We start from the raw sequence: 18,910 nt of genomic DNA, 5'->3' as shown, positions 1-18,910 counted from the left end.
GGGGGGGGGGGGGGGGGGGGGGGGGGGGGGGGGGGGGGGGGGGGGGGGGTCCAGTAGACGGCTGATCCAGTTTTTGTAGGGGTCAGTTGGCGGCCGGGGTGAGCCGGCCTTCGAAGGCGATCTGGAAGGCGTTCAGGGGCGCCTTCCAGCGCATGGTCCATCGCTTGCGGCCCTTGCCGGTCGGGTCCAGGCTCATCAGCGCCATGTAGACGCACTTCATGGCCGCGGCCTCGTTGGAAAAGTGGCCGCGGGCGCGAACGGCCTTGCGGATGCGGGCGTTGACGGACTCGATCGCATTCGTCGAGCAGATGACCTTGCGGATCTCGACGTCGAAGGAGAGGAAGGGCACGAACTCGGCCCAGGCGTTCTCCCAGAGCCGGATGACCGCCGGGTACTTCTTCCCCCAGGCTTCCTGGAACTCGCTGAACCGCTCGGTCGCGGCGTTCTCGTTCGGTGCCGTGTAGACGGGCTTCAACGCCTTGGCGATCTTGTCCCAGTCCTGGCGGGCCGCGTGCCGGAAGGAGTTCCGCAGCAGGTGAACGACGCAGGTCTGCACAATCGTTCGAGGCCAGACGGCCTCCACCGCCTCGGGCAGGCCCTTCAGTCCGTCGCAGACCAGCATCAGGACATCGTCGACGCCCCTGTTCTTCAGGTCCGTGAACACGCTCAGCCAGTACTTCGCGCCCTCGCCCCCGTCGCCTGCCCAGATCCCCAGGATGTCGCGGTGGCCCTCGGCGGTCACGGCCATGACGACGTAGATCGGACGGTTCGCCACCTGCCCGTCCCGGATCTTCACGTTGATCGCATCGACGAACAACACCGGATAGGCGCGGTCCAGGGGGCGGTTGGACCATTCCGCCATCCCGTCCATCACCTTGTCGGTGATCGTGGAGATGGTCGCCTTGGACACGCTCGCGCCGTAGACCTCGGCCAGATGTGCGGAGATTTCCCCGTGCGTCAGGCCCTTCGCGGACAGCGACAGCACCATTTCGTCCACCCCGGACAGGCGCCGCTGCCGCTTCTTGACGATGGCCGGCTCGAACGTCCCGGCCACGTCCCGGGGGACCTTGACCTCGACCGGGCCGACATCGGTCAGCACCGTCTTCGCCCGGGCCCCGTTGCGGCTGTTGCCGCTGCCCCGGCCCTCCGCGTCATGCTTCTCGTATCCGAGGTGATCGGTGATCTCGCCCTCCAGGGCGGACTCCAGCACCCGCTTGGTCAGCTGCTGGAGCAGCCCGCCCTCCCCCGTCAGCTGCAGGCCCTCCGACCGAGCCCGATCCACGAGCATCGCAACCAACTGCTCGTCACTCGCCGCCGCGGGCTCGCCGCCCGGTATCTGCTCGATGGACGTGTCGCTCATCTGGCGTCTCCTTGATCATCGGATCCGCCGATCATTGAACACTCCCCCGCAGGTCCCAGTACGGCACAGCTGCGTAGCTGTACCCGGCACATCCGAGAAAGGAGGGGATGCGAGGCGTGGGCTTCGCCGAGAAGCGCGGCAGCTACTGGCGCGGTAGATACAAGGCCAGCGAGGGCAAGTACGGCACCGTCGTCGACCCGACGGGCGCGGTGCTCAAGTTCGCCACCAAGCGGGAGGCCAAGCAGGCCGCGGATGAGGAAGAGGCCAAGGTCCGGCGCGGCACCTGGCGCGACCCGGCGGCCGGACAGGAGACCTTCGGCGAGTACGCCAGCCGCTGGTACGACGCCCAGGACCTGGCCGCGTCCACCATGCAGAACTACCGCCGCCACATAGAGGAGCACCTGCTCCCCGAGTTCGAGGACAAGGCCCTCGCCGGCATCCTCCGCACGGACGTGGACACCTGGGAGAAGAGCGAGAAGGCCGCCTACGCGGCATCCAGCGTCAAGACGTGGCGCTCGACGCTCCACCTCATCCTGGAAGACGCCGTGGACGAGGGCCTCATCGCCTCCAACCCCGCAGCGAAGCGGCGCGGACGCGGCAAACGCGCCGGCCGCTCCCGCGACCGCGGGCCCGAGAAGGTCATCACCGACCCGCTCGGTCTGCTCCTCATCGCCGAACGCGCAGCCCTGCTGTCCGGCCGCGACGACGAGTTCGTCGCCGTGATCCTCAAGGGCTACACGGGGATGCGGTGGGGGGAAATCGTCGGCCTGGAGACCGAGTTCGCCCGGTCCGGCGCCATACGCGTGGAACACCAGCTGTACGAACTGGACTCGGGCGAGCTGATCCGCTGCCCGCCCAAGGACGACAGCTACCGCACCATCGACGCGACGGACTGGCTGTCGGCCCTGGTCGCTGACCACATCGCCCGTACGAAACCGACGCCGTGCCCCTGCCACGGCAAGCGCTACGTCTTACACGGCCAGGGAACCGCCCGCAACGGCGGGCACACCGGCGCCAAGCTGGTGGACGTCGCCCGCCGCGCGGGCGTCTCCACCGGCACCGTGTCCAACGTGCTCAACCACCCCGAACGCGTACAGGAGGACACCCGCGCCCGCGTCGAACTCGCCATCGCCGAACTGAACTTCATCCGCGGCGGCACCCCGACGGAGAACGCCGCCCACTGGCGCCGCAACGGCTTCGCCACCTGGCTGTTCGCGCCCGCCAGCTCCGGCTGGTACCCGAAGAAAGCACCTCAGGAGGCCCGCCCGGTCCCGCTGCTCGGCGAGCCCTGGCCCGGTGTCCCAGTCCGTGGCCGCAACGCCCAAGGCCGGGCCGACGCCTGCTGGCTGCCCGTCGCCAGAGGGCTCACCCCGCATGGCCTGCGCCACTCCCACCGCACACACATGGAGGACCTAGGCACCGAGAAGGTGCTGATGGACGAGCGCATGGGCCACATCGACGGCTCGGTCTCAGCGCGCTACGCCCACGTGACCCCCGGCATGCGTGAGCGTCTCAAGGCCGGCCTGACCGAGCAGTGGGAGGCAGCGCTCGATGCCCGTTGGAGCCTGTACCCGCGCTCGCCGGTCGCCGTACTCGATCGGCTACTGCGCGCTCGTGCCACGATGACCAGTCCGAGAGGTGGAACTGAGCGTTGAGCCGACGCTCGTCAGTGTGCGCCTCAGAGGTCGACTGGCGACGCGTCGTCGCCGAGCTGTGGGACCACACGTGTCATCAGCCGCTCTTCCAAGACGGACGCGTAGATGGCGGCTCGGGTGGCGGCGGGGTGGCTCGGCGGCCAGATCCCGCGGCGGAAGACGCAGCGGCGACCGCGGAAGAGCACCACTGTCGTAGCGGCGACGACCACGTCGCCCGCAGCGCCGGGCACGACTTCGCAGGTGAGTGACTCCAGTTCGCCGCCCCGTCGTTCGCAAAGATCCTGGATAGCCCGGCGGGCGGGCCGCAGGAATACGTCTGTGTATTCCTGCGGCCCGCCCCAGTCGGCGGGGTCGTCAGTCACCGCAGTTGTGCATCGCGCTGTCCGTCGAGGCCAGGACGACCTCGCCGCCGTCGGCGGGAAGGACGAGGTGGATACCGTTGACCTTGAGGCCGGCGTCGGCGCCGGTCGAGGGCAGTTGTTCGTTCACGATGAGCCGGCCACCTCCGACGAGCGGGATCTCCGTGTTCGGATCACCCGACACGGTAACCGGAACTCCCGCGATCTTCAGGGTGAGCGTGGTGCTGCCCATGGCCTTGCCGCACTCGCTGCTGGAGGTCGCGGTGAGCCCGGACACCTCGATGAGGGGCACACCGGGCAGCCCGATACGTGCCTGCGCCACGGTCGAGGTCGCCGTGACCTTGCCGGGGGCGAGCGTCGTGGCGACCTTGGGGCACAGCTTCTGCACGGACAGCAGGAGTGAGGTGTACTCGGCCGAGCACGGGGTGTCGGTCGCGGTCGCGTCCGCCGTGCGGACAGTTCCGGTGTCGGGTTGCGGATCGACCTCCAGCAGCGGTACGCCAATGAGGTCGACGTGCGCCGAGACGCCGTATGCGCGGCCCGTCGCGTACTGGAGCTTCAGCTGTGCGGAGGTGTCGGAGGCCAGGTAGCCGGCGTCACCGGCGAAGGACGCGCGCAGCGGGACGGTGGCGGAGTCGGTCAGCGGCTGGTCCACCGACGCGACGGTACAGGTAGCGGTCCCCGTGTCGCTCGTCGTTCCCGTGCACGTCTGCTCTTGGTCCCCGGTGCCGAGGGCGAAGCGCACACTGCTCCCAGGCACCGCGTCTCCGCGGAAGTCGGTGAGCTTGGCGGCCAGTTGGGCCGGAGTGCCGTTGGCGAGGTGCGTCACGCCGGTGTAGTCGAGTTTCGTCGGTGAGGTCAGGCCCAGTTCGGCGGACGTGCTGGACGGGTTGTAGTCGTCGTCGCCGCCGAAGGTGACGGCGACAGGCACCGCGTTCGACGTTCCCTGCGGCTGGTCGACCGAGTCGATGGTGCAGGTCGCCGTACCCGATGCCGTGGTGGTGCCGGTGCATGTCTGCTGTGTGGCTCCCGTGCCTGATCGGCCACGGCGGCGCAGCTTTCTCGGGGGCGGGTGGTCCATTGACGGTGCGCTGGCTTCAACGGCATGTGCCCGATGACCGCAGGCATGGCTGAAGTCATTCGGTGGGGATGAACTTGGTCAGTCGTGCGCCCTGCCCTGTCCATCGCTGATCGTCTTAAGATCACTACTCTGCGTACGAGGGAGCGTGGCATGGCGGCTGGTGGATCGGCATCGCGGCGGGCGCAGGAGGCGCGGCGGCAGGAACGGCTACTCAGGGAGCAGTGGCAGACAGCGCGGCAGCAGGCACGCCGTTGGGAAGCCGCCAGCGAGGGCGAACGCAGGATCGCCGCCCAGCTGTTGGTCCTGACGGCGCGCGGGTGGCGGTTACTGGTTGACCGCAGGTGGCCGGGAACGCGAGCGGCCAACGTGGACATGCTGTTGGTCGGCCCCGGCGGTGTGTTCGTTCTCGACGTCAAGAACTGGCGCTCCGTACCAGAGGCTTCGGAGGGAAAGCTCCGCGTCGGCGGCGAGCCCCGCGATGAGCACGCGGCCAAGCTCCTGGCCGTGACGAAGGCGGCCGAGTCGGCGGTGGCGTCCTTGGGGATGTCCCCGGTCGCGGTCCAGCCCCTCATGGTTTTCGCAGGGCACCGCGTAGATGCTGGGCTGGGCAGGATCCGGCTACTGGGGGAGCATGAGGTCGGGCCGGCTCTGCTGTCGGAGCGCAGTCGACTTCGCGCCGAATCCGTACGTGCCATCGCCGACCACCTGGAGCGGGTCTTCCCCGAGTACGAGGGAACGTCCGTAACGCAGACAGCACCGTCCCCGCCTCAGGTGCAGCCCCAAGAAGAGCTGTCCGACGGCTTGTTCGACCTTGACGGACTGCGCGAGGCGGCTCTGGAAGAAGCGCTGCAGGCCCCGATCGAACAGTGGATGACCTTCCTCCACCCCGATCAGGTAGCTCTGGTACGCCGCAACTGGGCCGGCCCCGCACGGATCAGCGGCCCTGCAGGCACTGGCAAGACCGTCGTCGGCCTGCACCGCGCGGCACACCTCGCCCAGCGCACCACCGGCCGGCTCCTGTACGTCACCTTCGCCAACAACCTCCCCCGGGTGCAGGCCACCTTCCTCAAGACCATGTCTCCCGCCGTGGCCGACAGGGTCGACTTCCGAAGCCTGCACTCCTGGGCCCAGGAGTTCCTGCACGACAGCGGTGTCCCCGTCCGCTTGCACGGAGACAAGGCCCAGACCGCTTTCAGCCTCGCCTGGAAGCACGTCGGCCGCGACAGCTGCCTGACCGAGATCGACCCGGCCCCGGGATACTGGAAGGAAGAGATCGACCACGTCATCAAAGGTCGCGGCATCACGTCCTTTGAGGAGTACGCCACGGTGCCCCGCCGACGCCGTCGCGCGAGTCTGCGGCGTCCGCATCGGCAGGCCGTCTGGGCTCTGTACGAGGCGTACGAAGCGCTCCGCATCGAGCGCGGCGTGCACGACTTCAATGACGTCCTCTCCCTCGCCCTGGCAGAAGCGCGGCGCAACACAGCACAACACCGCTATGCGGCAGTGATCGTCGACGAGGTCCAAGACCTGACCTTGGTCGGAGTACGGCTCCTGCACACTCTCGTCGGCGATGCGCCCAACGGACTACTGCTGGTCGGAGACGGCCAACAGGCCGTCTACCCCGGCGGCTTCCGCCTGTCCGACGCCGGCATCGACATCCGCGGCGACCGCGGGCAAGTGCTGCGAACCAACTATCGCAACAGCAAGGAGATCCTCGACACGGCGCTCGCGGTCGTCGCCGAGGACTCCTTCGAGGACATCGACGGGCTGCGTACGCCAGGCCGCCGAGACGTCGACCTCACGTATCACGACGGCAACGTGATCCGCGTTGCGAAGCCGACACCGGCCGAGCACGACCAGGCCCTCCTGGAGGCCCTGCGCGACCTGCCGCCCGGAGCCCGCCCGGACACCGCGGTGCTGTGCCCATCCATGCGCGCCATCGGCCACTACCAGCGGCTCCTCGAACGGGCGGGCATCTCCGTATGCCTGCTGGAGCACTACGACGGCCGCCCCGTCGACGCCGTCAAACTCGGCAGCTACCGCCGAGCCAAGGGATTGGAGTTCAAGCGCGTCTATCTCCCGGAGCACGACGCGGCCTTGGCGAACGGCTCCCGTACGCCCGACGCGGAAGCCTCCGAAACCGAACGCGAGCGCAACGAGCTTGCCCGCAGCCAACTCTTCGTGGCCATGACCCGAGCGCGTGACGTGCTGTGGCTGGGTAGTGTGAACCGGCACCCAGAGGGGCGATGACGGACGGGACTCGTGGGCCAGTTCGCGTACCCGGAATCCAGGTTGCGATTCAGCGTGGCGGGCCCTTGGTGATCACACTGCCATCGTTTGTGGCTTGAAGCCGAGGACTCCCGCTGCCGATCGAGCGGTGGCTTGAGGCGGCTGCGGCGCGAGCCTCACGGACACAGACTCGTATCCGTCCTATTCATGTGGTCGCCCCAGGACCTGCTCTTCGCATGATGCGCTCTTCACAATCTGCTGTCTGCTCTTTACATTCGGTAAGAGTGTGATGTCGGGGATGGGGCCCCGCGTGTTCGAGAGCAGGGTGCGGCCGTGAGGTTCGCACAACCCGTCGGCCGTCTTTACCGCAAGGGGGCGGCATGGCGGTACGAGCAGATCAACGCGGCACCTACGAAGAAGCCGTGCGGGTGGCCGTATCCGCCTTCGGGGCCGAGGTCACCCCGAAGCTAAAAGGTGGTGGCTGGCAAGAGGACCAACTCCGTGGCCCGATGGAGACTTTGATCCGGACTGTCGGAGCACGTTTGGGGTTCGCCATCACCCTGACCGGTGAGGTCCCGCTCGTGGACCTGCGGGCCAGGCCCGACTACGCGGTGTCGGTCGACGGAGCGCTCGTCGGCTACATCGAGTTGAAGAAGCCCGGGCGCGGGGCGGACCCCTCCCACTTCACTGGGGACAGCGCCGCGCAGTGGGAAAAGCTACGTCTGCTGCCCAACGTCCTCTACTGCGACGGGAACGAGTTCGCGCTGTATCGCAGTGGCCAACTCGTCGGACAACTTGCCCGGATGAAGGGTTCAGTCCTCACATCCGGGGCCCGGCTCACCCCCGACGGCGCCGCCCTTGCCCGGGTGCTCCAGGACTTTCTCACCTGGCAGCCGAAGCCACCCCGTACCACCACGCAGTTGGTTCGGTCTGTCGCCGGCCTGTGTCGTCTGCTCTGTGACGAGGTGGCCGAGTCGATGGTTCAGGAGAAGGCTGGCAGGCGCCGCCGGGTTTTCACAGAGATCGCCGAAGAGTGGCGGCGACTGCTGTTCCCCGAGACAACCGATGATGAGTTCGTCGAACAGTTCGGCCAGACAGTGGTGTTCGCCCTTCTGTTGGCCCGGGTCGAAGGCATCGCATTCGAGGGCGAGTCGGTACACGCCATCGCCTCGAAGCTGGGCAAGCGGCACTCGCTGATGGGTAAGGCTCTCGATGTCCTCACCGAAGAGTCGGCGACCGGTGACCTGTCCACCACGCTCGACACGCTGCTGCGGGTGGTGGGAGCCGTCGACTGGAGCCGACTTGACGACGGGTCCGGAGACTCCTACCTCCTCCTGTACGAGGACTTCCTGCAGATCTACGACCGTGAGCTGCGCGTGCGTACCGGCTCGTACTACACGCCGCATGGTGTGGTCGAGGCCATGGTCCGCCTGACCGAGGCGATTCTGAAGAGGTCTTTCGGGATCGGGACCGGGTTTGCGTCATCGGAAGTGGTCGTCGTTGACCCTGCCATGGGAACGGGCACGTTCTTGCTGTCGGTCCTCAAGCGGGCCGCCGCCATCATCACCGAAGAAGAAGGACCTGGAGCACTCGGTCCCCGCCTCCGGCAGATGGTTGGTCAGCGGCTCATCGGATTCGAACGACAGATCGGCCCTTACGCCGTGGCGGATCTGCGGATGCACGCACTGCTGAAGGACTACGGATCCGCTGCTCCGAAACAGGGATTGCGCCTCCTGGTGGCTGACACTCTCGACAATCCGAGGGCCGAGTTCAACTGGATCCCCCACACATATCGCCCGCTCGCGGAATCCCGTCGGCAGGCCAACAAGGTCAAGCGGGACGAGCGCGTCATGGTGGTCATCGGCAACCCACCCCACGATGCTGTTACTCGAGGTGCGGGCAAATGGATCGAGGCGGGTGATCCAAATGTCGGGGAAGACCCACCGCTCGACGACTTCCGGTTGCCCGGCAACGGTACCTACGAGTCGAAGCTGTCGAACCTGCACGTCTTCTTCTGGCGCTGGGGGACCTGGAAGGTTTTCGACGCCCACGATGACGCACCGTTCGGCGTGGTTGCTTACATCACGCCGAAAGCCTGGCTGAGGAGCCGCGCGTTCGCTGGCATGCGCCGCTACCTGCGGAAATCGGCCGATGAAGGCTGGGTCATCGATCTCTCTCCCGAAGGCCAACGATCTGCCGTGGCGAACCGCCTCTTTCCGGATGTCGCCCAAGAGCTATGCATCGCGGTGTTCGTGCGTCGACGAGACGACCACCGTGAGGACGGTGCTCTCGTGCACCATCTGAAAGTGCACGGGCATCGAGACGACAAGGCCCGGCGTTTGCTCAGCTTGACCCTCGACGATCCCGAGTGGCGTGACTGCGCAACGGGAGACACAGACCCCTTCCTTCCGGAAGGAGATGACCTATGGATGAGCGCTCCCTTGATCAGAGACCTGATGCCGTGGTCCTCGCGTGGGGTGACGCCCGGCCGCGTATGGGTCTATGCACCGGATGAGGAGACGCTCCGCAAGCGATGGCGCATCTTCCTGGGCGCCGACCCATCCGAGCGCAGGGAACTCTTCGGAGAGGCCAGGGACCGTACGATCGACAGCCGAGTGACCCCTCTTGCCGGAACGACCGGTTACGACGCAACTCCGTTACGACAGGAGCGGCGACCTCAGCCCGATCCTGTCCAGGTTGGGTACCGCTCCTTCGACCGCCAGTTGATCCTGCCGGATCACCGGCTCATGGTAGTTGCGCGGCCCGACCTCTGGCGGGTGCGGGGAGATCATCAGGTTTTCACCGTGGAGCAGAACGCTCATCCCGTCGTAAACGGCCCGGCCCTCGTGTTCAGCGCGCTGATCCCTGACATGGACTACTTCAACGGACGCAGCGGTTGTGTCCGGCCGCTTTACCGCGATGCACAGGGCGAATCTCCCAACATCGCTCCCGCCCTGCTCGACGTGCTCTCACGACGGCTCGCCACACCAGTCACGCCCGAAGACTTCCTGGCCTACATCGCCGGGCTGATCTCCCATCCCGCCTACACGGAGCGCTTCCGCGAGAACCTCGAAGACCCCGGCGTTCGGGTACCACTGACCGGAGACGTTCGTCTGTGGGACCGCGCGGTTCGAATAGGCCGCCGCGTGCTGTGGCTGCACACGTACGGAGACCGCTTCTCGGACCAGGCAGAAGGACGTACGCGCGAGATGCTACGTCTTCCCTCAGGCCGCCCTCGCTGTGTCGTGGAGATACCAGACACGGAGGAGGGAATGCCGCAGGCTCTCCGATACGAGCCAGAGGAGCAGCGCCTGTGGATCGGTTCGGGGTGCATCGCGCCGGTGCTGCCATCCACCAGGGAGTATCAGGTCTCCGGGATGAACGTACTGGACAAGTGGTTCGGCTATCGCCGCAAGAAGCCGGCGGGCAAGCGAAGACTGGAACTCGACAATGTAGTGGCCCGTCGTTGGTCTCCCGACTGGACAACCGAGTTGCTGACGCTGCTCAACATCCTCGGCTTGTTGGTGCAGGAGGAACCGGCTCAACGAGAACTGCTGGAAGCGGTCTGCTCCGGCCCTCTCATCTCCATACGGGACCTGGCGGAGGGAGGCGTCCTCCCGGTGCCACGACACGCACTCAAGCCCGTCAAACCCGCCGCTGGGCGAGACACAATGCCGGGACTGTGACGTCCTGGAGCAAGCCCGGTCCCACGTCACGAAGGGGCGGCTGTGCATCTGTCGGACGAGGACATGGGCGTGGTCGTCGAGACGAACTGAGCGATGGCCGGCCATGAGCGATGATCCGGAGGAACGTGGGGCGGCCTCGCATGGTGATTACGGTCATTCGTCGGTCCTGGATTCGCGAACGTGCAGCCCCAAGGACGATCGGCTGCCCGACGCTGGACGGCCCCGGCGAGCAACCCTTGGGAGACCCCGATCAAGATCTTCTCCCAGATTTCTCCCAAACGATCTCCAGGAACCACTCAGGGGCCCGACCCGCACTGCGGATCAGGCCCCTGACCTGGTACTTCCCTGTCGGGGTGGCGGGATTTGAACCCACGACCTCTTCGTCCCGAACGAAGCGCGCTGCCAAGCTGCGCTACACCCCGATGTCACTGCTTGTCGCGGCGACGTCGTTTACTTTAGCCCACTGGTGGCTGTAGACGAAATCCGGTTTTCGAGCGGTGGCGGATGAGGTTCGGGCGGGCGTGGTCGAGGGCCACGAGGAGGACGGCCAGGGCGTAGCAGGCGAGGCCCAGGAGGAGGGCGTTGGCGAGGACGCTTCGGTAGCCGTGCTGGTGGGCGTCCAGGAAGGGGTAGGGGTAGCGGGCGCCGGTCAGGAGTTCGCCGCGGGCGAGGGAGAAGGTCAGGTAGGTCAGGGGATAGATCAGCCAGGAGGCGGCCTGGCGCAGGTGCAGGCGGGACGGGGCGGTCAGGAGGAGCCAGTCCAGGAGGGCCGCGACCGGGGTCGCCGTGTGCAGGATCTGGTTGGCGACGGCCGGCCAGCCCGTCGGGGCGGCGGACTCACCGGTCAGGGAGCCCGGCATGGGGAACGGGCTCGTCGTGTGGGCCAGCAGCAGGTGGTACACCAGGCTGCTGATCACCACGTAGAGCAGGGCCGCGCCCGTGAGGGCGCTCGGCAGGGGGTGGCGGGCCGTCCAGGCGCGCCGGGCCGAGAGGGCGAGGACCAGCGCCAGCAGGATGTTGCTCTGGACTGTGAAGTGGCTCAGGACCTGGAGGGGGCTGGGGGCGACGAGGAGCTCCAGGGTCACCCCCGCGAGCGCCGTCAGCGCGACCAGGAGGCGGTAGGTCGCGGTCAGGGGGCGGTGTACGCGGGGTATGACGGCCGTGGCCGGGACGGGGGAGGGCAGCAGCACGGGCCTGCCCGGAACCGCGGGGAGGTCCGGGATGTCCCTGGGTATCGGGGCGGTCATGCCCTCACGCTAGGCAGAGTGGGGCATATCGGGCGATGTGGGGTGCGCTGTCCGGGTGAGGTGTGCGGGTGAGGTGTTCGGCTGAGCTGTCCGGATGACGTGGCCGTGTGGTCGCGTGCGGTTGGCCCCTGCTGCCCGGTAGGCGACCAGGCGCCGCTCCCGCTCGCGACCACTACCGCTCGTACGTCCCGCCCGCGCCTACTCGCGCCCGACCAACGTCAGCAGCGTCGCCTCGGGCGGACAAGCGAACCGTACCGGCGTGTAACGGTTCGTCCCGCAGCCCGCCGACACGTGCATGTACGCCGTACGGCCGTCCGCCGTGTGCGTGGACAGGCCCTTCACGCGGTCCGTGTCCAGGTCGCAGTTGGTGACGAGGGCGCCGTAGAAGGGGATGCAGAGCTGGCCGCCGTGGGTGTGGCCGGCCAGGATCAGGGGGTAGCCGTCGGCCGTGAAGGCGTCCAGGACGCGCAGGTACGGGGCGTGGACCACGCCCATCGAGAAGTCGGCGGAGCCCGACGGGCCGCCGGCGACCTCGTCGTAGCGGTCCCGCTTGATGTGCGGGTCGTCCAGGCCCGTGAGCTCGACCGACACGCCGTCGATCTTCAGCGTGCCGCGGGTGTTGGTGAGGTTGACCCAGCCCGCCGCGTCGAAGTTGTCCCGCAGGTCCTCCCACGGGTTGTGGACCGCGCCGACGACGGGCGGGTTGCCGTTCAGGCCGTGGCGGCCCTGGACCTTCTCGATCAGGTACCGGGCGGGGTTGCGGAGGTTGGGGCCGTAGTAGTCGTTGGAGCCGAAGACGTACGCGCCCGGGAAGTCCATCAGGGGGCCGAGCGCGTCCAGGACCTCCGGGACGCCCTCCGGGTCGGAGAGGTTGTCCCCTGTGTTGATCACGAAGTCGGGGCGCAGGCCCGCCAGTGAACGCAGCCAGCGCTGCTTCTTGCGCTGGCCGCCGACCATGTGGATGTCGGAGACCTGGAGCACCCGCAGGGGGCGCATGCCGGAAGGCAGGACGGGGACCGTCACCCGTCGAAGGCGGAAGGAGCGGGCCTCGAAGCCCGCCGCGTACAACAGTCCGGCGGCACCGGCCGCCGTGATTCCCAGGGGCACTCCGTATCGCGCGCGCATACGACCATCGTGTCAGACCACCGCCGGTACGCCGCGCCGAGCGCCCTGCCGAGTGCCCTGCCGGAACGTCCCTCGCATCGGTACCCCCCAAATCAAGGGGCACCCTTCCTTCCGCACCTGCGACAATCATCCCCATGACCACGCTCAAGTCGAAGCTGCAGGATGACCTCAACGCCGCGATCAAGGAGCGCGACGAGCTCCGCTCCTCGACGCTCCGGCTGACGCTCGCCGCGATCACCAAGGAGGAGGTCGCGGGGAAGGAGAAGCGTGAGCTCTCCGACGACGAGGTGCAGAAGGTGATCACCCGCGAGGCGAAGAAGCGGCGCGAGGCGGCCGACGCCTTCGCGCAGGGAGGTCGCGCCGAGCAGGCCGAGCGGGAGAAGGCGGAGGGCGAGGTGCTCGCCGCGTACCTCCCGAAGCAGCTGACCGACGAGGAGCTGAACGCGATCGTCGCCCAGGCCGTCGAGGAGGCGAAGGCGGCCGGTGCCGAGGGGCCGCGGGCCATGGGCGCGGTCATGAAGATCGTGAACCCGAAGGTGGCCGGCCAGGCCGAGGGCGGCCGCGTCGCCGCCGCGGTCAAGAAGCTGCTCGCCGGCTGACCGGCACCGCCCCCGAAAACAAGTCGGCCCCTTCGTCTCCCTGGGAAACGAAGGGGCCGTCGGCATCCTCAAGGCCGGCGCCTCAGCGCCTCCCGCCACCCCCGTTGCCGTTCCCCCCATTGCCCTGTCCCTGGAAGAAGTTCTCCGGGAGGGAGAAGGAGGGCGTCGGGAACGCGCCGCCGTCGGTGCCGCCGTCGATCAGGCCGCCGATGAAGCCGTCGTTGCCGTTGCCGTTGCCGTTCCCGTTGCCGCCGCCGTTGTCCTCGTCGTTGCCCCGGTCGCGGTCGCCGCCGTCCGGGATGTCGACCAGGTTGAAGGACTCGACGGGCTTGCCCACCAGGGCGCCGGCCATGGCGTCCTTCCAGATCGGGCCGGGGACCTCGCCACCGAAGACCAGGCTGTGGTAGCGGCCGCCGATCGAGATGTTCTGCATCTTGACCTTCTGCGTGGCGCTGCCGACCCAGACGGCACCCGACATGTTCGGCGTGTAGCCGACGAACCAGGCGTTCTTGCGCTCGTCGGTCGTACCCGTCTTGCCCGCGCTCTCCCGGTCGGAGAGGCCGGCCTGCTTACCGGTACCGGAGTCGACCACGCCGCGCAGCAGCGTGTTGACGGTGTCCGCGGTCTTCTCGGACATGGCCCGCGAGCAGGTCGACTTGGGTACGTCCAGCGACTTCTGCTTGTTGCCGACCTTCTGCGTGATCGACTCGATGGCGATCGGCGTGCAGTACATGCCCCGGGAGGCGAAGGCGGCGTACGCGCTCGCCATCGTCAGCGGGGACAGGCCGATCGAGCCGAGGGCGATGGACGGGGTCTCCGGCAGCTTGTCGCCGTTGCCCTGACGCACGTGCAGCTTGTCGGTGACGTTGACGACCGGGCACAGGCCGATGTCGGAGATGAGCTGGACGAAGTAGGTGTTGACCGACTTGGCCATCGCCTCCTTCATCCGGTACGGGCCGACCTCGGACTCGTTCTCGTTCTCCAGCTTCTCGCCGCGCCTGTTCACCCACGGCTTGCTGTCGCACGTCTGGACCGGGCTCGGGTACTCCATCTCGTACGGCGACGAGTACTCCTGCGTCGCCGGCCGGCCCTCCTCCAGGGCGGCCGCCGCCACGAACGGCTTGAACGTCGAACCCGTCGGGAAGCCGAAGTTGGAGCCGCCCATGGCCGAGTCGACCGAGTAGTTGAGCTCGGTCTCGTTCTTGCCGTAGCCGTACGGCTTCGACTGGCCCATCGCGACGATCTTGCCGGTGCCGGGCTGGACCAGCGTGGCCGCCGCGGCGACCTTGTCGGACTTGTAGACGTGGTCCTTGAGCGAGGCCTGCACCGACGCCTGCGCCTGCGGGTCGAGCGTCGTACGGATCGTCAGGCCGCCCTGGTTCCAGATCTTCGCCCGTTCCTCCCGGGACTTGCCGAAGACCGGATCGCTGAGGAACTCCTTCTCCACGTACTTGCAGAAGAAGCTCGCGCCCTTGACCGCCGTGATGCAGCCGTTCTTGGGGCGGCTGATCTTGAGGTCGAGCGGCGTCTTCTTCGCCTGGTCGGCCTCGGCCTGGGAGACGTCGCCGACATCCGCCATGCGCTGCAGCACGATGTTGCGGCGCTTGGTGGCCTCCGCCTCGTCGTTGACCGGGTCGTACCGGCTGGGCGACTGGACGATGCCGGCCAGGAGGGCCGCCTGCTGGAGGTTCAGGTCCTTGGCGGACTTGGAGAAGTAGCGCTGGGCGGCGGCCTCGACGCCGTAGGCCTGCTGACCGAAGAAGGTGATGTTCAGGTAGTTCTCGAGGATCTGCTTCTTGCTCAGCTCCTCTTCCAGCTGGATCGCGTACTTCAGCTCGCGGATCTTGCGGCCGAGCGTCTGCTGTGTGGCCTGGGCCACCTTCGTCGGATCGTTGCCGGCCTCTTCCACGGCGACGTTCTTCACCAGCTGCTGTGTCAGCGTGGACGCGCCCTGGGACACGCCGCCGCTCTGCGCGTTCTTGTTCAGCGCGCGCAGGATGCCCTTCAGGTCGACCGCGCCGTGCTGATAGAAGCGGGCGTCCTCGATGGCGACTATCGCCTTCTGCATGTACGGCGAGATGTCCTTGAGGTCGACGACGGTGCGGTCGCGTGAGTAGACCGTGGCCATCGTGCCGCCGTCGGCGTCGAGGATCGTGGTGCGCTGACTGAGCGGAGGGGTCTTCAGGGTGGCCGGGAGTTCGTCGAAGCTCTCGACCGATCCCTTGGCGGCCAGACCCAGCGCGCCCACGGCGGGCAGCGCGAGGCCGGCCAGGACCGCTCCCGCGAGCACACTGACACCGAGGAACTTGGCGGCCTGCTGTGCTGGCGACAGACCACCGCCCGAGCGCTTGTTTGGCATGAGGGCAGCCTACGTTCTCATTCGCCGGACACGCGTGTATGCCTTGGCCTAAGCTGCTCTCAACTGTCACAGCAGTGAGGCCACGTATCAATACGTCCGGCGACCTCGAAGCGTTCCGGTTTTTCTCGACTTTTTTCTGTCGGGTTGCTGTCGGGATGCTGTCGGAGCGGTTGCCTGGTCCGTTTGTTCGGGGTGACTGCCCGGTTCTTGTCGGCTGTCCGGCAGGGGTGGGTGGTTGTGTCGAGGTGTGCCGAGGCGTGTGGGGTCCGTGCCCGAATCCGCCTTGTGTGTCACGTGGTGCCCGTTGTGGTGCAACAGAACCGTCCAGGAATGACGGAATAGTCGCGTATGCCGCCAGCTCACTCCCCCGGGTGATCTGCCGCTTACGCATAGTCCGTTCGGGCCATTCAAGATTGGGCCCGCTGGGGGTGTTGCACTGTGCCCACCTTCCGTAACGTCCTCAACTGGCGGCGGTGAATATGCCGCTGCCGCCGTGGGGGAGCCTCGATTCGGGAGAGGACGGCGCCGGTATGGGCTGGGTAACCGACTGGAGTGCGCAGGCCGCCTGCCGCACTACCGATCCGGATGAACTGTTCGTGCAGGGAGCAGCGCAGAACAGGGCCAAGGCAGTGTGCACCGGATGTCCGGTACGCACGGAGTGCCTGGCGGACGCGCTGGACAACCGCGTCGAGTTCGGCGTGTGGGGAGGCATGACGGAGCGGGAGCGCCGCGCACTGCTGCGCAGGCGGCCCACCGTGACCTCCTGGCGCCGACTGCTGGAGACGGCACGCTCGGAGTACGAGCGCGGCTCCGGCGTCGTAGCCCTGGATGACGACGAGGTGTACGAGGACTACGCGGCCGTGAGCTGAGGGGCCCTCGGGCCTACGACAGCTCCGGCCGGGCCGCCGCGAGGCGGTCCCCGATGTCCCGCAGCCCCGTGAGGTCGTGCACGTCGCCGGGCAGCGCGGCCACTTCGGCCACCGCCACCTCGGGATGGAGCGCGGTGAAGCGGTCACGCGTGCGCTGCTCGCGGGCGAGCAGGTGCATACGGTCCGCGTGCAGCCTCAACAGGCCCGCGGTGAGCTGGTCGACGGAACGCTCCTGGTCCGTGGCAGTGTCCGCGGTCGTGGGGGAGTCGTCGTCGGGAGTTGGTGTTTCGGAGGCTGTTCCGGGAGCTGTTCCGGAAACGGGAGAGCCTGAACTGTCGTACGTTTCGGGGGAGTTACGAAGTCCAGCTTTCCCGCCGTCCTGATCGACAATGCGGGAATCCTCAAGATTTTCCGCGGCCGCGAGCGCCCGCTCGGCCGACAGCCCGTCGGCGCCGCTGCCGTGCACCCGGTTGAGCACCAGGCCGGCGAGGGGCATGTTCTCGGCCGCCAGCCGCTCCACGAAGTACGCGGCCTCGCGCAGCGCGTCCCGCTCCGGGGCCGCGACCACCAGGAACGCCGTGCCCGGTGCCTGGAGCAGCTTGTACGTGGCGTCCGCGCGTGTGCGGAACCCGCCGAAGGTCGTGTCCATCGCGGTCACGAACGTCTGTACGTCCTTCAGGAGCTGTCCGCCGAGCAGCTTGCCGAGGGTGCCGGTCATCATCGACATGCCGACGTTCAGGAACTTCATCCCGGCGCGTCCGCCCAGCTTCGCCGGGGCCGTCAGCAGCCGGATCAGCCGCCCGTCCAGGAAGGACCCGAGCCGCTTGGGGGCGTCCAGGAAGTCGAGCGCGGAGCGGGAGGGCGGCGTGTCGACGACGATCAGGTCCCACTCGTCCCGGGCGCGCAGCTGCCCCAGCTTCTCCATCGCCATGTACTCCTGCGTGCCCGCGAAGCCCGCCGAGAGCGACTGGTAGAAGGGGTTGCTCAGGATCGCGGCTGCCCGCTCGGGGTCCGCGTGCGCCTCGACGATCTCGTCGAAGGTGCGCTTCATGTCGAGCATCATGGCGTGCAGCTCGCCATCCCCCTCGACGCCCTTCACACGGCGCGGCGTGTTGTCGAGGGAGTCGATGCCCATCGACTGGGCGAGCCGGCGGGCCGGGTCGATGGTGAGGACGACGACCTTGCGGCCCCGCTCGGCGGCCCGCAGGCCCAGCGCGGCCGCGGTCGTGGTCTTGCCGACGCCGCCCGAGCCGCAGCACACCACGATGCGGGTCTTGGGGTCGTCGAGCAGCGGATCGAGGTCGAGTACGCGCGTGGGGGACAGGTGGTGGTGCGCGTGGGCCGGGTCCGGACTCATGACATCCCCTGCTTCCGCAGCTCCGTGGCCAGTTCGTACAGACCCGCCAGGTCCATGCCCTCGGCGAGCAGTGGCAGTTCGTGCAGCGGCAGGCCCAGCTCGGCGAGCACGGCCCGCTGCTCCTGCTCCAGCGCGTAGCGCTCGGCGTACTCCGCGGCCTGCTCCAGCAGCGGGTCCACCAGCCGCTCGGCGTGCCCGCCCCGCCGCGCCCCGCCGAGCCCGGCGGACGACAGCGCCCTGGCAACGGAGGAACGCGGCACCGTCCGTACGAGTTCCAGGTCGGCCCCGTCCAACACCCCCGGCCGCACCATGTTCACGATGATCCGCCCCACCGGCAGCCGCGCGGACCGCAGCTCGGCGATGCCGTCCGCCGTCTCCTGGACGGGCATCTCCTCCAGCAGCGTCACCAGGTGCACGGCCGTCTCCGACGACTTCAGCACCCGCATCACGGCCTGCGCCTGATTGTGTATCGGGCCGATCTTCGCGAGCCCGGCGACCTCGTCGTTGACATTGAGGAACCGTGTGATGCGCCCGGTCGGTGGCGCGTCCATGACGACGTAGTCGTACGCGAACCGCCCGCTCCGGTCCTTCCGCCGCACCGCCTCGCACGCCTTCCCGGTGAGGAGTACGTCCCTCAGACCGGGCGCGATGGTGGTGGCGAAGTCGATCGCGCCGAGCTTCTTCAGGGCCCGTCCGGCGCTCCCCAGTTTGTAGAACATCTGGAGGTAGTCCAGAAGGGCCAGTTCGGGGTCGATGGCGAGGGCATACACCTCCCCGCCCCCGGGAGCGACGGCGATCTTCCGCTCCTCATAAGGCAGCGCTTCCGTTTCGAAGAGCTGCGCGATGCCCTGGCGGCCCTCGACCTCGACGAGAAGCGTCCGCTTCCCCTCCGTGGCCAAGGCCAGCGCGAGGGCCGCGGCCACCGTGGTCTTACCGGTACCGCCCTTGCCACTGACGACCTGGAGCCTGCTCACGTCTTCGAGC

At 67.9% G+C, this 18,910-nt stretch carries 13 protein-coding genes and 1 tRNA gene; 5 read left to right on the top strand and 9 right to left on the bottom strand.

Annotated elements, in window-relative coordinates; all coding sequences use genetic code 11:
• Positions 1–82: 82 nt before the first annotated feature.
• Positions 83–1,288 carry an IS256 family transposase gene (locus NW895_RS24320; protein WP_289938317.1) on the bottom strand — a complete coding sequence of 402 codons (1,206 nt, stop codon included), beginning with the start codon at positions 1,286–1,288 and terminating at the stop codon, positions 83–85.
• A 188-nt stretch (positions 1,289–1,476) separates the two neighbouring features.
• On the opposite strand from NW895_RS24320, the gene NW895_RS24315 reads away from it, so the two are divergent.
• Positions 1,477–3,015 carry a LacI family DNA-binding transcriptional regulator gene (locus tag NW895_RS24315; protein ID WP_289938020.1) on the top strand — a complete coding sequence of 513 codons (1,539 nt, stop codon included), beginning with the start codon at positions 1,477–1,479 and terminating at the stop codon, positions 3,013–3,015.
• 23 nt (positions 3,016–3,038) lie between these two features.
• Here NW895_RS24315 and NW895_RS24310 read toward each other — a convergent pair whose 3' ends face one another.
• Together NW895_RS24310 and NW895_RS24305 are read right to left on the bottom strand one after the other, a co-directional pair.
• Positions 3,039–3,377: a hypothetical protein gene (locus tag NW895_RS24310; RefSeq protein WP_289938019.1), complete on the bottom strand. Its 339-nt coding sequence runs from the start codon at positions 3,375–3,377 to the stop codon at positions 3,039–3,041.
• On the bottom strand, positions 3,370–4,305 hold the full coding sequence (locus NW895_RS24305; RefSeq protein WP_289938016.1) for a choice-of-anchor P family protein: 936 nt from the start codon (positions 4,303–4,305) through the stop codon (positions 3,370–3,372). Before NW895_RS24305 ends, NW895_RS24310 begins: the two co-directional genes overlap by 8 nt.
• A 234-nt stretch (positions 4,306–4,539) precedes the next feature.
• On the opposite strand from NW895_RS24305, the gene NW895_RS24300 reads away from it, so the two are divergent.
• Complete coding sequence (locus NW895_RS24300) at positions 4,540–6,705, top strand: UvrD-helicase domain-containing protein (protein WP_289938015.1); 2,166 nt, start codon at positions 4,540–4,542, stop codon at positions 6,703–6,705.
• 359 nt (positions 6,706–7,064) lie between these two features.
• On the top strand, positions 7,065–10,370 hold the full coding sequence (locus NW895_RS24295) for a type ISP restriction/modification enzyme (RefSeq protein ID WP_289938012.1): 3,306 nt from the start codon (positions 7,065–7,067) through the stop codon (positions 10,368–10,370).
• Positions 10,371–10,718: 348 nt separating this feature from the next.
• On the opposite strand, the gene NW895_RS24290 is transcribed toward NW895_RS24295, so the two are convergent.
• From NW895_RS24290 to NW895_RS24280, 3 genes are all read right to left on the bottom strand, one after another.
• Positions 10,719–10,792, bottom strand: a tRNA-Pro gene (locus NW895_RS24290).
• A gap of 33 nt (positions 10,793–10,825) precedes the next feature.
• A complete protein-coding gene (locus tag NW895_RS24285) occupies positions 10,826–11,617 on the bottom strand; it encodes a Pr6Pr family membrane protein (protein ID WP_289938011.1) in 792 nt (263 codons plus the stop codon).
• 198 nt (positions 11,618–11,815) lie between these two features.
• Positions 11,816–12,742, bottom strand: coding sequence for a metallophosphoesterase (locus NW895_RS24280; RefSeq protein ID WP_289938009.1), 927 nt, complete (start codon positions 12,740–12,742; stop codon positions 11,816–11,818).
• A gap of 134 nt (positions 12,743–12,876) precedes the next feature.
• Here NW895_RS24280 and NW895_RS24275 point away from each other — a divergent pair, with 134 nt between their 5' ends.
• On the top strand, positions 12,877–13,341 hold the full coding sequence (locus tag NW895_RS24275) for a GatB/YqeY domain-containing protein (protein WP_289938007.1): 465 nt from the start codon (positions 12,877–12,879) through the stop codon (positions 13,339–13,341).
• 82 nt (positions 13,342–13,423) lie between these two features.
• Here the strand turns inward: NW895_RS24275 and NW895_RS24270 are convergent, their stop codons facing one another.
• The gene (locus NW895_RS24270; protein WP_289938006.1) at positions 13,424–15,700 is read right to left on the bottom strand and encodes a transglycosylase domain-containing protein; all 2,277 of its coding nucleotides are present in this window, start codon (positions 15,698–15,700) and stop codon (positions 13,424–13,426) included.
• 530 nt (positions 15,701–16,230) lie between these two features.
• Here NW895_RS24270 and wblA point away from each other — a divergent pair.
• The gene (gene wblA, locus NW895_RS24265; RefSeq protein WP_289938004.1) at positions 16,231–16,569 is read left to right on the top strand and encodes a transcriptional regulator WblA; all 339 of its coding nucleotides are present in this window, start codon (positions 16,231–16,233) and stop codon (positions 16,567–16,569) included.
• A 13-nt stretch (positions 16,570–16,582) separates the two neighbouring features.
• Here the strand turns inward: wblA and NW895_RS24260 are convergent, their stop codons facing one another.
• Together NW895_RS24260 and NW895_RS24255 are read right to left on the bottom strand one after the other, a co-directional pair.
• Complete coding sequence (locus NW895_RS24260; RefSeq protein WP_289938003.1) at positions 16,583–17,926, bottom strand: ArsA family ATPase; 1,344 nt, start codon at positions 17,924–17,926, stop codon at positions 16,583–16,585.
• On the bottom strand, positions 17,923–18,900 hold the full coding sequence (locus NW895_RS24255) for an ArsA-related P-loop ATPase (protein WP_289938002.1): 978 nt from the start codon (positions 18,898–18,900) through the stop codon (positions 17,923–17,925). The genes NW895_RS24260 and NW895_RS24255 overlap by 4 nt, the downstream gene beginning before the upstream one ends.
• Positions 18,901–18,910 lie beyond the last annotated feature (10 nt).

It is taken from the genome of Streptomyces sp. S.PNR 29 (assembly GCF_030386795.1).
Taxonomy (GTDB): Bacteria; Actinomycetota; Actinomycetes; order Streptomycetales; family Streptomycetaceae; genus Streptomyces.
Note: the sequence above shows the minus strand (reverse complement) of the source record. Positions and strands in the feature narration are given on the sequence as shown.

Coding starts and splice junctions, on each gene's coding strand:
- NW895_RS24320 (WP_289938317.1), bottom strand. CDS start 1,288: ATGCTCGTGGATCGGGCTCGGTCGGAGGGCCTGCAGCTGACGGGGGAG.
- NW895_RS24295 (WP_289938012.1), top strand. CDS start 7,065: ATGGCGGTACGAGCAGATCAACGCGGCACCTACGAAGAAGCCGTGCGG.
- NW895_RS24285 (WP_289938011.1), bottom strand. CDS start 11,617: ATGACCGCCCCGATACCCAGGGACATCCCGGACCTCCCCGCGGTTCCG.
- NW895_RS24280 (WP_289938009.1), bottom strand. CDS start 12,742: ATGCGCGCGCGATACGGAGTGCCCCTGGGAATCACGGCGGCCGGTGCC.
- NW895_RS24275 (WP_289938007.1), top strand. CDS start 12,877: ATGACCACGCTCAAGTCGAAGCTGCAGGATGACCTCAACGCCGCGATC.
- NW895_RS24270 (WP_289938006.1), bottom strand. CDS start 15,700: ATGCCAAACAAGCGCTCGGGCGGTGGTCTGTCGCCAGCACAGCAGGCC.
- wblA (WP_289938004.1), top strand. CDS start 16,231: ATGGGCTGGGTAACCGACTGGAGTGCGCAGGCCGCCTGCCGCACTACC.
- NW895_RS24260 (WP_289938003.1), bottom strand. CDS start 17,926: ATGAGTCCGGACCCGGCCCACGCGCACCACCACCTGTCCCCCACGCGC.